The 12,505-nt window shown below is 69.8% G+C and carries 14 protein-coding genes; 4 read left to right on the top strand and 10 right to left on the bottom strand.

Annotation, left to right across the window (positions count from 1 at the left end):
- Nucleotides 1–8 precede the first annotated feature (8 nt).
- The 3 genes from BUB57_RS04940 to BUB57_RS04930 form a co-directional block, all read right to left on the bottom strand.
- Nucleotides 9–509, bottom strand: coding sequence for a DsrE family protein (locus BUB57_RS04940; RefSeq protein WP_084731991.1), 501 nt, complete (start codon nucleotides 507–509; stop codon nucleotides 9–11).
- A 113-nt stretch (nucleotides 510–622) separates the two neighbouring features.
- Nucleotides 623–1,036 (bottom strand): PaaI family thioesterase, encoded by a 414-nt coding sequence (locus tag BUB57_RS04935; RefSeq protein WP_073063057.1) that lies wholly within the window; start codon nucleotides 1,034–1,036, stop codon nucleotides 623–625.
- A 66-nt stretch (nucleotides 1,037–1,102) separates the two neighbouring features.
- Nucleotides 1,103–2,188, bottom strand: coding sequence for a TRAP transporter substrate-binding protein (locus tag BUB57_RS04930; RefSeq protein WP_073063054.1), 1,086 nt, complete (start codon nucleotides 2,186–2,188; stop codon nucleotides 1,103–1,105).
- A gap of 148 nt (nucleotides 2,189–2,336) precedes the next feature.
- Between BUB57_RS04930 and BUB57_RS04925 the strand changes: the two genes are divergently transcribed.
- Complete coding sequence (locus BUB57_RS04925; RefSeq protein ID WP_073063051.1) at nucleotides 2,337–2,606, top strand: PepSY domain-containing protein; 270 nt, start codon at nucleotides 2,337–2,339, stop codon at nucleotides 2,604–2,606.
- A gap of 155 nt (nucleotides 2,607–2,761) precedes the next feature.
- Here BUB57_RS04925 and BUB57_RS04920 read toward each other — a convergent pair whose 3' ends face one another.
- Nucleotides 2,762–3,790, bottom strand: coding sequence for an extracellular solute-binding protein (locus BUB57_RS04920; protein WP_073063677.1), 1,029 nt, complete (start codon nucleotides 3,788–3,790; stop codon nucleotides 2,762–2,764).
- 175 nt (nucleotides 3,791–3,965) lie between these two features.
- Between BUB57_RS04920 and BUB57_RS04915 the strand changes: the two genes are divergently transcribed.
- Nucleotides 3,966–4,658: a 5'-methylthioadenosine/S-adenosylhomocysteine nucleosidase gene (locus BUB57_RS04915; RefSeq protein ID WP_084731963.1), complete on the top strand. Its 693-nt coding sequence runs from the start codon at nucleotides 3,966–3,968 to the stop codon at nucleotides 4,656–4,658.
- Here the strand turns inward: BUB57_RS04915 and BUB57_RS04910 are convergent.
- From BUB57_RS04910 to BUB57_RS04900, 3 genes are all read right to left on the bottom strand, one after another.
- Nucleotides 4,655–5,638 (bottom strand): NAD(P)/FAD-dependent oxidoreductase, encoded by a 984-nt coding sequence (locus tag BUB57_RS04910; protein ID WP_073063047.1) that lies wholly within the window; start codon nucleotides 5,636–5,638, stop codon nucleotides 4,655–4,657. The two genes, BUB57_RS04915 and BUB57_RS04910, sit on opposite strands and share 4 nt — an antisense overlap.
- A gap of 34 nt (nucleotides 5,639–5,672) precedes the next feature.
- Complete coding sequence (locus tag BUB57_RS04905) at nucleotides 5,673–6,416, bottom strand: SDR family oxidoreductase (RefSeq protein WP_073063043.1); 744 nt, start codon at nucleotides 6,414–6,416, stop codon at nucleotides 5,673–5,675.
- Nucleotides 6,417–6,492: 76 nt separating this feature from the next.
- Complete coding sequence (locus BUB57_RS04900) at nucleotides 6,493–7,395, bottom strand: TPM domain-containing protein (RefSeq protein WP_084731962.1); 903 nt, start codon at nucleotides 7,393–7,395, stop codon at nucleotides 6,493–6,495.
- 96 nt (nucleotides 7,396–7,491) lie between these two features.
- On the opposite strand from BUB57_RS04900, the gene BUB57_RS04895 reads away from it, so the two are divergent.
- Complete coding sequence (locus BUB57_RS04895; protein WP_073063040.1) at nucleotides 7,492–8,124, top strand: hypothetical protein; 633 nt, start codon at nucleotides 7,492–7,494, stop codon at nucleotides 8,122–8,124.
- Between the two features lie 31 nt (nucleotides 8,125–8,155).
- On the opposite strand, the gene metA is transcribed toward BUB57_RS04895, so the two are convergent.
- From metA to BUB57_RS04880, 3 genes are all read right to left on the bottom strand, one after another.
- Entirely contained in the window at nucleotides 8,156–9,082 is a 927-nt protein-coding gene (metA, locus tag BUB57_RS04890) for a homoserine O-acetyltransferase MetA (RefSeq protein ID WP_073063037.1), read from the bottom strand.
- Complete coding sequence (locus BUB57_RS04885) at nucleotides 9,082–9,945, bottom strand: ATPase (protein ID WP_073063033.1); 864 nt, start codon at nucleotides 9,943–9,945, stop codon at nucleotides 9,082–9,084. The genes metA and BUB57_RS04885 overlap by 1 nt, the downstream gene beginning before the upstream one ends.
- Before the next feature lie 103 nt (nucleotides 9,946–10,048).
- A complete protein-coding gene (locus BUB57_RS04880; protein ID WP_073063029.1) occupies nucleotides 10,049–11,188 on the bottom strand; it encodes an OmpP1/FadL family transporter in 1,140 nt (379 codons plus the stop codon).
- Between the two features lie 223 nt (nucleotides 11,189–11,411).
- On the opposite strand from BUB57_RS04880, the gene BUB57_RS04875 reads away from it, so the two are divergent.
- Complete coding sequence (locus BUB57_RS04875) at nucleotides 11,412–12,410, top strand: TDT family transporter (RefSeq protein ID WP_073063026.1); 999 nt, start codon at nucleotides 11,412–11,414, stop codon at nucleotides 12,408–12,410.
- Nucleotides 12,411–12,505: the final 95 nt, after the last annotated feature.

Genomic DNA, 12,505 nt, shown 5'->3' with positions numbered 1-12,505 from the left:
GCCTCGCGTCAGGGCTTGATATAGACAAAGCCCTCCTGCTGCAGCCGGGCGACCTCGGCCACCCCGGCCTGCACGATATCCTCGGGCCAGACGTCGAACAGGTCGGTTTCCGGGTCGATGTTGCGGCCGACCAGCGTGTTGTTGCAGACGAGGAATCGCACCCCCCGCGCCTTGAGGTCCGAGATCGTGGCCTGCAGCGCCTGGTCCTTGTTCGCCGCGGCCAGCAGCCCCAGCCCGTCGCCGTGCATCACCACCCGCAGGTCCAGATTGTCCTCGCCCACCGCGTTCAGGTGGTTGTCGAGGTTGTTCAGCGCCGGCTTGTAGCCCGAGCCGTCGATGCCGCCCGGATAGTTGATGTGATAGACGGCCTTTTGCGGCGCGTATTCCTGCGCCGCCGCTTCCGGCGCGGCCTGTCCCGCGGTCTCGGCCCGGGCGGCGGCGTCCTGGGCCAGCGCCGGAGCCGTGGCCAGCAGCAGCGCCAGCGCGGCGGAACGAAGGGTGTCTTGCATGTTCATGGTCGGCCTTTCCTGTTGGGGGAACGGCCATGGTCGGGGCTGGGCAAGCTTATTACAACCTGTTTTGTCCTTTTGTCGGTCCGCCGGGACGCCCGTGCCGCCGGGGCTCAGCCCTTCCAGTCGATGACCATCTGGGTCTGGGTGACGATCGCCGCCACCTTGCCGTCGCCGCGGGTGATGGTGGTCTGCCACACCATCGTCGTGCGCCCGCGGTGCAGCGGAATGCTGCGGCCGGTGGCGGTGTCGCCGACGCGGATCGGGCGCAGGAAATTGGTCTTGCTTTCCACGGTGGTGGTGGTCTTGCCGGGGGGCAGGTTGATCATCGTGGCGGTGCCGCCCAGATTGTCGGCCATCGCCATGATCGCGCCGCCATGCATGACGCCGTTGCGGTTGGCCAGCTCGTCGGTGACCGCGACCTCGCCCACCAGCTCGTCCTGGGTGATGCCGACCAGCCGAAACCCCAGCAGCCGCGCGAAGGCGGGCTGGTCAAGGGCGATGCGTTCCTGTTCGCTGCGGTCCATGCGCTGTTCCCGTTCATGAAGGCGGCGCGGCCCGGGCGGGGCCGCGCGCAGGTGGAGGTTGGAGTGTTACTGCCCGGCCTGGGCCGAGGTGAAGTAATCGTAGGGCAGCTCCGCCACCCGCAGCCACTGTTGCTGCCGGGTCCAATAGGCCGACCAGTGGTCGTAGATCTTGCGGAAATTGTCGTTCGCCGCCGCATATTCCGCATAGAGCTTGCGCGATTCCGCAAAGGCCGCCGCCAGCACGTCGTCGGGGAACGCCTGCAGCTGCGCGCCGCTGGACACCAGCCGCATCAGTGCCTCGGGGTTGCCGTTGTCGTATTTGGCGACGCAATGGGTCATCGCCTCGGAACAGGCGGTTTCCAGCACGGCCTGGTAGGACGCGGGCAGCGCCCCCCAGGCGTCAAGGTTGATGTACAGCCCGACGTTGGCCGTGCCTTCCCACCAGCCGGGGTAATAGTAATAGGGCGCGACCCGCTGGAACCCCAGCTTCTCGTCGTCGTAGGGCCCCGAGAACTCGGCCGCGTCGATGGTGCCGCGTTCCAGCGCCGCATAGATGTCGCCGCCGCCGATCTGCTGGGGAACCACCCCCAGCCGCGACAGGATGGTGCCGCCCAGCCCGGCGATGCGCAGCTTGAGCCCGTTCAGGTCCGCGACCGAGGTGATCGGCTTGCGATACCAGCCGCCCATCTGCGCCCCGGTGTTGCCCGAGGGGATCGAGCGGACGTTGGCGCTGGCGATGAACTCGTTCACCAGCTCGAGCCCGCCGCCGTACAGCAGCCAGGCGGTGTTCTGGCGGGTGTTCATCCCGAAGGGCAGCGAAGTGTCGAAAGCCCAGGTCGGGTCCTTGCCGATGTTGTAGGAGCCCAGCGTATGCGCGCATTCCACCGTGCCGTCCGACACCGCGTCCAGCGCCTGCAGCGGCGGCACCAGCTCTCCGGCCGCAAAGGGCTGGATCTGGAAGCCGCCGTCGGTCATCTCGGCCACCCGGCGCGGGACATGCTCGGAAATGCCGTAGAGCGTCTCGAGGCTTTTCGGATAGCTCGAGGTCAGCCGCCAGGTGACATTCGGCCGGGCCTGCGCCAGCGCCGGGGCGGCCAGCGCGCCGGCGGCCGAGGCCAGCGCGGCGGTGGACAGGAAGTCGCGACGTTTCATGGGAATATCCTTCCGAGATTCATGGGCGCAAGCTACACAAAGCTGCCGCGGCCGCAATGTGATCCGCGGGGGCGGGCGCCGCGCGCCCCGGAACCATCCGCCCCCCGCGGCGTTGCCGGGCAGTCACCGACATGATCGAGGTTTTCCCATGCGTATTTTCCCCGCCGCCGCCGCCCTGACCCTGACCCTGGGCCTTGCCCCCGCCCTCGCGATCGCCGCGCCGCCGCCCGCCGACGGGCTGAAGCTGTCGCAGATCGTCGCGCAGGTCGAGACCAGCGCCGGCGCCGCGCTCGCCTATATCGACGAGCTGGAATGGGACGACGACGGCTATTGGGAGGTGAAATACATCACCACCGATGGCAGGAAGATCGAGGAAAAGCTGGATCCCCGCACCGGCGCCACCATGCCGCGGCGCTGAGCCTGCCCGAAAAAGAAAGGGGGGCTGTCTGCCCCCCATCGCCTGGCGGCGATTCCCCCCCGAGGATGTTTGCGCCACGATGAAACCCTCGGCTGGTTTCATCGTGGCCCAAATATCCCGGGGGTGCGGGGGCAGCGCCCCCGCGTCCGGGCCGCTCAGTAGCCGGCCTTGATCTTTTCGAACTCGATCAGCTGGCGCTCGCGCTGTTCGGGGTCGTTGGGGACCTGCGCCAGCACCGGGGCGTCGATCTCGGCCAGACCGTGGACCACCCGCGGGTCGTCGGCGACGGTTTCCAGCCCCTTGGTGTTGGTCAGCCCATAGCCGATGGTGTCCAGCAGCCCGATCGCGGAACCGGGGTCCAGCCAGGCGTTGATGAAGTCATAGGCCTTGTCCTCGCTGCCCGGGCCGTTCTTGAGGTTCACGAAGCCGCAGAAGAAGGTCGAGGACCCCTCGGTCGCGGTGCGCTGGAAGCCGATCGGATAGCCCTCGGCCTCGAGCAGCGGCAGCACGTCGTTCCACGACCACGCCACGTCCACCGCCCCCGAGGCCATCAGCTGCGCCTCTTCCGCGGGGTCGGCCCAATAGACGGCGACGTTCTGGTGCGCCTTGCGCAGCCAGTCGGCGGCGGCCTGGAATTGTTCGTCGCTGACGTCGGTCCAGTCGGTCACCCCGGTGGCCAGATAGCCCAGCGCCCAGACGTCATCGGCGGAATCGGGCAGCGAGGTGCGGCCCTGATAGGCCGGGTTCACGAAGATCTGCAGGGTCGAGACGTCTTCCTCGGGCACCGTCTCGGTGTTGTAGGCGACGGCGGTCGAGCCGAAATCGGCGGGGATGTACCACAGCCCCTGATCGTCGCGGAACACCTCGGAATCGAGGAAGCGCGGGTCGATGTCGGCCACCGCCGGGATGCGGCTTTCGTCCCAGGGCTCGATCAGCCCGGCGTCGCGGTATTTCGACACCATCTGGCTGCACGGGTGCGCCACGTCCGCCCGGAACCCCGAGGCGATTTTCTGGTAAGCCTCGTCGTCGTCGCCGTAAAAGGCGAAGGTCGGGCCCTGGCCGTGCTTGTCGATGTATTTCTGATAGATCACCGGCTCTTCGAACCCTGCCCAGTCAAAGACGGTCAGCTCGGGATCGGCGGCAAGGGCGGGGGACAGGCTGGGCGCGGCAAGGACAAGCGCCATGGCGGTGGTGCGCAGGATGGACACGGGCTGGACTCCGGGTTGGACGTTTGGTCAGAACGCTAGCGGCGGGTCGGCCGCGGGGCAAGGGCGAAGGCCGCGGGTGCGGCCTGCCTTTGGCAAGACAGAGAATGTCGGCCGTGGCTGGGACAGGATGGGACGGCAGCGAGGGGATGCGATGAGCGGTGATGCAGGCGAAGCGTTCGGCGGGTTGCGCCCGCCCCGGATCGGCGCGGGGCTGCCGGCGGTGGATCTGGTCGCCGGGCGGCCGCTGCTGTTCGTCATGGCCGCGCCCGAGGAGTACGGTCCGGCGCTGCGGGCGCGGATCACGCCGCTGATGGCCGGCATCGGCCCGGTCGAGGCCGCCGTCGCCGTCACCGCCGCGCTGACCCGGCTGGAATCCGCGGGCGCGCTGCCGCTGGCCGTGGTGTCGCTGGGCAGCGCCGGGTCGCGGCATCTGGAACAGGGCGGGGTCTATCAGGCGCAATCGGTCAGCTATCGCGACATGGATGTCTCGGCGCTGGGGTTCCCACGCGGGCTGACCCCGGGGCTGGACCTGCCGGCCGAGCTGGCGCTGGCCCCGCATGTCCCCGGCATCCCGCTGGCGCGCCTGTCCTCGGGCGCGGCGATCGTGTCGGGCGGGGATTACGACGCCATCGACGCCGACATGGTGGACATGGAGACCCATGCCGTCTGCCGCGCCTGCCTGGGGTTCGGGCTGCCGTTGATCGGGCTGCGCGGGATTTCCGACGGGGCCGAGCCGCTGTCGGGTTTCATGGACTGGACCCGCTACCTGGCCGAGATCGACCTGCGGCTGGCCGCGGCGGTGGACCTTCTGTCGGCGGCGGTGGCCGAGGGGCTGCTGGGCTAGGGAACCAGCAGCTCGTCGTCGCGGGCGCGCAGGTCGTTGTGGATGGCGACGGCGGCGCGGGCGCCGGTGCCGATGGCGATGCCGATCTGGTCCAGCGCGTCCACCGCGTCGCCGGCTGCATAGACCCCGCTGGCGGTGGTGCGCTGATGGGCGTCGGTGACGAAACACTCGCCATCGACCAGCCGCGTGCCCAGCATCTCGCCCAGGCGGTTGCGGGTATGGGTACCAAGCGCGGCATAGAGCGTGTCGAACACATGCTGCGAGCCGTCGGCCAGGGTCAGCCGCACCTCGCCCTTGTTAAAGCCGAAATGCGACACCGGCGCGGGGGTCAGCGCCACGCCGGCGCGCTCCGCCTCGGCCCGTTCGGCGGGGTCCAGCGCCAGCCCGGTCAGCGAGACCAGCGTGACGTCGCGGCTGTAGCTGCGCAGGAACACCGCCTCGGCCAGCCCGTGGCGGTCGCCGCCTAGCACCGCGATGCGCTTGCCGCTTTGTTCGTAGCCGTCGCAGATCGGGCAGTAGCGCAGCAGCCCTGCGGCGACGGCGCGGTCGTGGGTGGCTGCGTCCAGCGGCGGGCGGTGGTTCACCACCCCGGTCGCCAGCAGCACGGTGCGGGCGCGCACCGATTGGGCGAGGGGGGCGCCGGTGGCAGGGCCGGTGACAGGCGCGCCGGCGGCGGGGCCCGCGATCTCGGCCTCGATCAGCCCGTCCGCGTGGCGCAGCGCGGTCACCTCGGCCTGAACCAGCGCCGCGCCGTAGCGGGCGGCCTGGCCGCGCATCTCGGACAGCAGGTCGGCCCCGCGGATACCCTGCGGATAGCCGGCAAGGTTATGGGTCCGCGGGATCATCTGCAGCCGCCCCTCGCCCTTGTCCACCACCATCACCCGGCGGTGGAAGCGCGCCAGATACAGCGCCGCCGTCAGCCCGGCCGGGCCGCCGCCGACGATCAGGCAGTCAAGCGGGTCGGCGGCGGCGTCGGGCATCTTGCGGCACCTTTCGGGCTGGGGCAGGGCAGGGTCAGCGCATCCGCAACGCGCCGTCGATGCGGATCGTTTCACCGTTCATGTAGCCGTTTTCCACGATGAAGGCCGCCAGCCGCGCATATTCCGCCGGATCGCCCAGCCGCTTTGGGTTGGTGACTTCGGCCGCGAGGCTGTCCTGCACCTCTTGCGGCAGGCCGCGCAACATCGGCGTGCCGAAGATGCCCGGCGCGATGGCGCAGATGCGGATGTTGTTGCGGGCAAGGTCGCGGGCGATCGGCAGGTTCATGCCCGCGATGGCGGCTTTCGAGGCCGCATAGGCCGCCTGTCCCGCCTGCCCGTCGAAGGCCGCGACCGAGGCGGTGTTGACGATCACCCCGTTTTCCTCGCGCCCGTTCTTCGCCATTTCGGCGGCGGCCAGCCGCAGCACGTTGAAGCTGCCGATCAGGTTGATCTCGATCACGCGGCGGAAGCTGTCCAGCGCCAACGGCCCCTCGCGGCCCAGGGTCTTGCCGGCGGTGGCCACGCCCGCGCAGTTCACGCAGATGTCGATGCCGCCCATGCGTTCCACCGCCAGCGCGATGGCGGCGGCGACCGAAGCCTCGTCGGTCACGTCGGTGCGGGCGAAGTGCGCGCCGATGGCGTTGGCCGCGGCCTGGCCGGCCTCGTCACGGTCCAGCACCGTGACTTGGGCGCCGCGCTGGCGGAAAAGCTCGGCAGTGGCGGCCCCCAGCCCCGAGGCGCCGCCGGTGACGATGGCGCGGGCATTCGACAGATCCATGGTGTCCCTCTCCTCAACTTGGTTTCGGTGCCGGTGCTAGGGCGCGGCGGCGGCGCTGGCAAGCGTTCCGCGCCCGCTACCAGCGCCCTGAGGCGCCGCCGCCGCCCGAGGATCCGCCCCCGAACCCGCCGCCACCGCCGCCGCCGACTCCGCTGCGGCCCGGGGCTGGCTCGACCCGTTCCCGCCGCCCGTCGCGGTCGTAATGGGTGATGACCGGCAGCGGGATGGTCCGGTCGCGGCTCCAGCCGCAAGCGGGGCAGTGCTGGCGCCGCGAGGCCTCGGCCGTGCGCCAGCCGCCGTCGGGGCGGTCCTCGCGCAGGGGGGTGTCGGTGGTGGAAAGCCCGGCGCCGCATTGCGGGCAGCGGTTGCGGCGGGCCCGCGCGCGCAGCTGCAGCCCGACCATTGCCGCCGCTGCGGCCAGGAACGCCGCCAGCCCGCCCCAGCCGCTGCGGTCGCGCGGCGGCGGCACCGGCGGCTGCCCGGCGGCATGGGGGCGGGCGATATGGTCGATCACCGCCAGCGTGCCGTCGCGCAGCGCGGCCGAGACCTCGCCGCGCCGCAACGCCGGCAGCATCACTCGCGACATGATGTCCTGCGCGACGATGTCGGATTCGACCGGATAGCCGCGCCCGAGCTCGATCCGCGCCTCGCGGTCGTCGCGCAGGAACAGCAGCATGAAACCGTCGTTGCGCTGGGCGTCGCCGATGCCCCAGTGGTTGAACAGCCGCGTGGCAAAGGGCTCCAGCGCCTCGCCGCCGTAGCGGGCGCGGTCGGGCAGGGTGACCAGCGTGCCCTCGACGCCGCTGTCCCGGCGCAGCTGCGCCAGCGCCTGGTCGACCGCCTGCGCGTCCTGCGGGGCCAGCACCGCGGCGAGGTCGTTGACCGTGGTCGCCTGCCAGTCGGGCAGCGCCTGCGCCCCGGCCCCGGTTGCGGCCCAGACCAGCAGCAGGAACGGTGCGAGGATTCGGCACAGGCGCATGGTGGGTCCGCGGGCGGTTGAAGAATCCGCCTCAGGGTTGGCGCCCGTTAACCCTCTGTCAACCTTGCTGCGCTAGGGAGGGGCGAGAGGTCCCCCATGCGCCTGTTTCGCCTGCTGTCCCTGCTGATCGCGCTCTGCGCCGCTGCCCCGGTGCTGGCGGCGGATGGCAGCTGGACCCAGCTCGACCTGCACCGCGAGGGCGGCCAGCTGGTGGTGCAGGTTGAAAAGGGCCGGCTGCTCTGGGGGATGTCGCTGGGCGAGGATGCCAAGGACCGCTGGGCGCGCGCCTCGGTGCTGTATACATGGCCGCTGGGTGGCGGGCAGGCGCCGTGGAACCTGCGCGCCGGCCCCGCGCTCAAGGCCGAGGAGATCGGCTGGTGGCAGGTCGCGGATTACCGCTGGGCCACCTGCCTGGAGGACCGCGACCGCTGCGGCGCGCTGCGCGCGGGCTGGCGGCTGTCGGCGGACCGCTGGGCGCAATACGGCGACTGGGGGCTGTTCCTGATGGTGGATTTCACCAGCATCGACCGGGCCACGCTGGCGGTGGCGGGGGCAACGCATCTGCCCTCGGGCTGGGGCGGGCAGGTCTCGCTGTGGCACGAGCAGGGCGGAGAGTTGACCCCCACGCTGATGCTGACCCGCCGGCTGAGCCAGCGGCTGACGCTGCGGCTGGGCCACAAGTTCGTTGAGGATGAAACGTTTCTGGGGATCAGCGTCTCGACCTATTGAAGGGGGCGAGACCACGGCCCCGCCCGCCCGATCATTCGCGCCCGATCTCGGCCAGGTCGAAGGGCGTGGTCTGGTAGATCTCGTTGATCCAGTTGCCGTAAAGCAGATGCGCGTGGCTGCGCCAGCGGTTCGTCGGCGTGCGCGAGGGGTCGTTGTCGGGATAGTAGTTCGCGGGCACCTCGATCGGCTTTCCGGCCGCCACGTCGCGGTCGTATTCGTCCTTCAGCGTGGTGGAATCATATTCCAGGTGGTTGAAGATATAGAGCCGCCGCGCCGCCGCATCCTCGATCAGGCAGGGGCCGACCTGTTCCGAGGCCAGCAGCGTCTGCAATTCGCCGCGCGCGTCGATGTCGGACTGGCGCACCTCGGTCCAGCGGCTGACCGGGATCAGCACGTCGTCCGAGAACCCGCGCAGATAGGGCGACGAGGGCGCAAGGTTGCGATGCCGGAAGCAGCCGAAGGCCTTTTCCGCCAGCATGTGCTTGGGCAGGCCGTGGAAATGCCAGGCCATCGCCATGCCGCCCCAGCAGACCCCGAAGCTCGAATGCACATGGGTCCGGGTCCAGTCGAACACTCGACGCAGCTCGTCCCAATAGGTCACCTGGTCGAAATCCAGATGCTCGACCGGGGCGCCGGTGACGATCAGCCCGTCGAAACGCTCGCCCGAGGCCTCGACCTCGTTGAACGGCCGGTAGAAGGATTCCAGGTGGTCGGCGGCGGTATTGCGCGATTCGTGGTCCGACATGCGGATCAGCGACAGGTCGATCTGCAGCGGCGTCGCCCCGATCAGCCGGGCGAACTGGTTTTCCGTCTGGATCTTCTTGGGCATCAGGTTCAGCAGCGCGATCCGCAGCGGGCGGATGTCCTGGCGCGCGGCGCGGTCGGGCGCCATCACCATCACCCCTTCGCGCTTGAGGATTTCAAACGCCGGCAGGTTCGAGGGCAGCGTAATCGGCATCAGGCGTCCTTTCGGTGTTTGCGGGTGATCGCGCGGGCGATCAGCGCGGCGAAATCCTGGGGCGAGGCGACGCGGGCGATCTCGTCGGCCTCGACGGTCACGCCGCGCCGGGCCATGGCCTCGTATCGGGGCTGCCTGTGGGCCAGCGCGCGGGCATAGGTCCAGCGGATGAAGGCGTCGGGGCAGACCGGGCCGGGGTGGGTATCGGCGTAATCGCTCCACGCGCGGGACAGGAAATCCGGCTGGTAATACATCGGCTTGGGCGCGCGGTCAAAGCGGCGCACCAGTTCCGCGGTATGCGCCTCGGTCCCGCGGATCCAGACCGGCAGCATCAGCCGGGCGGTCGCCGCCAGCACCGGATCGTGGGGATCGTCGGGGTCCACCACCTCGCACACCGAGCCCGAGGTGTCGCAGACGAAATCGCGATAGCCGTAGATCGCGCGGGCGCGGTCGATGAAATGCCCGCAATCCAGCATCGCCGCGATTTCCGCGGCGCGGTGCTGGTTCTGCCGGGTCATGTAGTCGGGAAACGCCAGCCCGCCCCGCGCCGGATCGCCGGGCTTGCCCAGATACATCGACAGCGGCGCCAGGTTGTCGAAGGTGATGTTCGAGCGGATGCGCACGGAATCGGTCAGCAGCAGCTCGCGCAGCAGCGGCACCTGCATGGCGTGCAGCTTGAACTCGTCGGCGATCAGCTCGCCCATGTAGCGGGTGCCGATGCGGTAGTCGACGCTGTAGTGGAACCAGCCGCCGGCGCGGCGCAGCATCGAGGCGACATGGGTTTTCCCCAGCCCGGACATGCCGAACAGCATCACCCGCTTTTCGGGCGCCTCCAGCCACGATTCTGCGCTGTCGTAGATCATCGGTCCCGCCCGTCTGCCTTGCCGCCGCGATAGGTAGGCCGCGACGCGGCAAAGGAAAAGGGGCGGCCGACGGGCCGCCCCCTGTGACACCCCGTGGAGGGGGTCAGAAGCTGTAGCCGACCTTGACGCCGATGCCCCAGGCGTCGTTGTCGCGGAACTCGGCCGACGGCTCCGCCGCGTCGGCAGTGGCATCGCCCAGCTTGATGTAGGTGATGCCGGTGGTGACCTTCCAGTTGTCCTGGGTGTAGATCGCGGCGAGGCCGACGCTTTTGCGGCCGGTGGTGGGCGAGAGCGGCGACACCAGCCGGTTGCCGGATTTCTCGTAGCCGAGCGAGAGGGCCCCGGACCAGTTCTCGGTAAACTTGCGGGCAACACCCAGCGTGTAGGTGGTGGTGTTCTCGAGCGTCACGAGGCCGTCGGTCTGACCGAAACAGGGCGTCGGCGGCGTCGGGTTCATCGGCGCGCAGGAAAATGCTTCGGGTGCAACCTTGAACTCGGACCACTTCACCCAGCGGATCGAGCCGAACACCAGCGTATCGGCGGCCACCCCGGTCTGTCCTTCCAGCGTCCACGAGCGGGGAGTGTCCACCGAGGTCGTTGTCTGGCCGGCTCTCAGAGGCCCCCCGGAAAGCGTCTCCGTGGTGTCGAAATCATGCGTAACCGGCGAGTTGTAGGTCAGCGAGACGCGTGCGGCGATTTCGGGCTTTTCCCAGCTTGCGCCCAGCACATAACCCCAACCCCAGGTGCCGTCTAGGACGGCGCTATAGCCGTCCAGCAGGGCGTATCCGTCACCCCGCAGATCGACCTCGCCGCTGGCGTGCGAGCCGCGGATCCCGCCGTGGATGCCGATGTTGTTATCGAACTTGTAGCGCAGCAGCGCCGTGTAGGTGGTCGAGTCGATGGTCACCGCCGTCCCGCCCAGCATCGCCGAGCCGGTGGTGGGATAATACATATCCGCCCCGAACGGCTGTTCGACAATGATCGCGCCCGAGAGGTTCTCGTTGAACTGGTGCTTGTAGCCCAAGCCGAAGAAGTTGTAATTCTTGGCGATGTCCCCGGTCGGCGTGCCGGAGCCAACGTCGTTCCCCGACAGCTCCGGGCTCACCCGGCCGACGCCAAACTCGACGTAATTCCCTTCCTCGAACAGGATGCCCAGCGACTGCGGCGCGCGCTCGATGGCGCCGGCAAAAACCGGTGCGGCGGTCAGCATCAGCGCCGCGGTGCCCGTCAACAGATGTTTCATCGAATTAACCTCCCCCTGTCTCGCAAAACCGTCATTGGCGGTTTCCTGTCATTTTCGGCCTGTAAAGGCGCTGGTCAATCCATTGTGCATGTGACGCGGCGTTCCGCGGCCCGGGTGGGGCTTTGCGTGGCGGCAGTGCAACGTCCGGGCCGCTGTCGCGGCCGCTGTGCCTGCGCGATTTGCCGCGCTTGGCAAGCGCGCGCGGGGCTGCGATCATGCGCCCATGACCAGGGACCGCCTGCATTTCGCCATGCCCCGCACCGTTCCGCCCGGCCTGTGGCGCCGGGTGCCTCCGGCCGTGTTCCCGCCGGTGCTGGGGGCGCTGGGGCTGGCGCTGGCCTGGCTGGGGGGCGTGGCGGCCTTTGCGCTGCCGCGGGCGCTGGCGCAGCTGCTGGCGGGGATGGCGGTGGCGATCGCGGGGTTCGCGATGCTGGCCTATGCGGTCAAGCTGGCCCGCCGCCCGGCCGTGCTGGCCGAGGAGCTGGCGATCCTGCCCGGCCGCGCCGGGGTCGCGGCGGGGGTGCTGGCGGTCTATCTGGTGGCGGCACTGCTGGCGGCGCTGGGCATGGTGGGCGCCGGCAAGGCGGTGCTGGGCGCGGGGCTCATCCTGCACGGGGTGCTGCTGGTGGTGCTGGTCGCGGTGCTGCGCGGCCTGCCCCCCGAACAGCGCCGCGTCGCCCCGGCGTGGCATCTGAGCTTCACCGGCCCCATCGTCGCGGCGCGGGTGGCGGTGGCTCTGGGCTGGCCGGGGCTGGCGTGGTGGCTGTTCTGGCCGACGCTGCTGGTGGCGCTGGCGATCTATGCGGTCAGCGCCCGGCAGGCGCTGAGCCTACGGGTGCCGCCGCCGCTGCGGCCGCTGCTGGCCATCCACCTTGCCCCGATTGCGCTGTTCGGCACGGTGGCGCTGGGGCTGGGCTGGACCGCCGCGGGGACGGTGCTGGCCTGGCTGGCGCTGGCGCTGCTGGTCCTGGGGCTCGCCGCGGCGCGCTGGCTGCTGGCGGACGGGTTTTCCGCGCTGTGGGGGGCGCTGACCTTCCCGGTGGCGGCGACCGCGGGGCTGTGGGTGACGCTGTGGCAGGTCCAGCCGTCCGAACTGCACCGGCTGATCGCCGGGGTGGTGCTGGTGGTCGCGACGCTGGTCGCCGTCCCGATCCTCGCGCTGGTGCTGAAAGCCTGGGCGCAGGGGCGGCTGCCGGTCAAGACCAACGCTGCCATCGCCTGAACCCGCAGTCGCCTGACATACATTCTTATGGGCGGCTGGACTTTCCGGCCCGCCCGTGAAATGGGGAACCGCCAAACGAACCCCTGACAGGATTG

The sequence above is a fragment of the Paracoccus solventivorans genome, assembly GCF_900142875.1.
Lineage (GTDB): Bacteria > Pseudomonadota > Alphaproteobacteria > Rhodobacterales > Rhodobacteraceae > Paracoccus > Paracoccus solventivorans.
The sequence above is the reverse complement of the archived record's forward strand: the minus strand, read 5'-3'. Positions and strand labels throughout refer to the sequence as shown.

Bases quoted from the DNA above. Each gene is read 5' to 3' on its own strand.
- BUB57_RS04920 (WP_073063677.1), bottom strand. From the start codon at position 3,790: ATGGCGCTTGTCCTTGCCGCGCCCAGCCTGTCCCCCGCCCTTGCCGCC.
- BUB57_RS04930 (WP_073063054.1), bottom strand. From the start codon at position 2,188: ATGAAACGTCGCGACTTCCTGTCCACCGCCGCGCTGGCCTCGGCCGCC.
- BUB57_RS04895 (WP_073063040.1), top strand. From the start codon at position 7,492: ATGCGCCTGTTTCGCCTGCTGTCCCTGCTGATCGCGCTCTGCGCCGCT.
- BUB57_RS04910 (WP_073063047.1), bottom strand. From the start codon at position 5,638: ATGCCCGACGCCGCCGCCGACCCGCTTGACTGCCTGATCGTCGGCGGC.
- BUB57_RS04940 (WP_084731991.1), bottom strand. From the start codon at position 509: ATGCAAGACACCCTTCGTTCCGCCGCGCTGGCGCTGCTGCTGGCCACG.
- BUB57_RS04935 (WP_073063057.1), bottom strand. From the start codon at position 1,036: ATGGACCGCAGCGAACAGGAACGCATCGCCCTTGACCAGCCCGCCTTC.
- BUB57_RS04905 (WP_073063043.1), bottom strand. From the start codon at position 6,416: ATGGATCTGTCGAATGCCCGCGCCATCGTCACCGGCGGCGCCTCGGGG.
- BUB57_RS04875 (WP_073063026.1), top strand. From the start codon at position 11,412: ATGACCAGGGACCGCCTGCATTTCGCCATGCCCCGCACCGTTCCGCCC.
- BUB57_RS04885 (WP_073063033.1), bottom strand. From the start codon at position 9,945: ATGATCTACGACAGCGCAGAATCGTGGCTGGAGGCGCCCGAAAAGCGG.
- BUB57_RS04915 (WP_084731963.1), top strand. From the start codon at position 3,966: ATGAGCGGTGATGCAGGCGAAGCGTTCGGCGGGTTGCGCCCGCCCCGG.
- BUB57_RS04900 (WP_084731962.1), bottom strand. From the start codon at position 7,395: ATGCGCCTGTGCCGAATCCTCGCACCGTTCCTGCTGCTGGTCTGGGCC.
- metA (WP_073063037.1), bottom strand. From the start codon at position 9,082: ATGCCGATTACGCTGCCCTCGAACCTGCCGGCGTTTGAAATCCTCAAG.
- BUB57_RS04925 (WP_073063051.1), top strand. From the start codon at position 2,337: ATGCGTATTTTCCCCGCCGCCGCCGCCCTGACCCTGACCCTGGGCCTT.
- BUB57_RS04880 (WP_073063029.1), bottom strand. From the start codon at position 11,188: ATGAAACATCTGTTGACGGGCACCGCGGCGCTGATGCTGACCGCCGCA.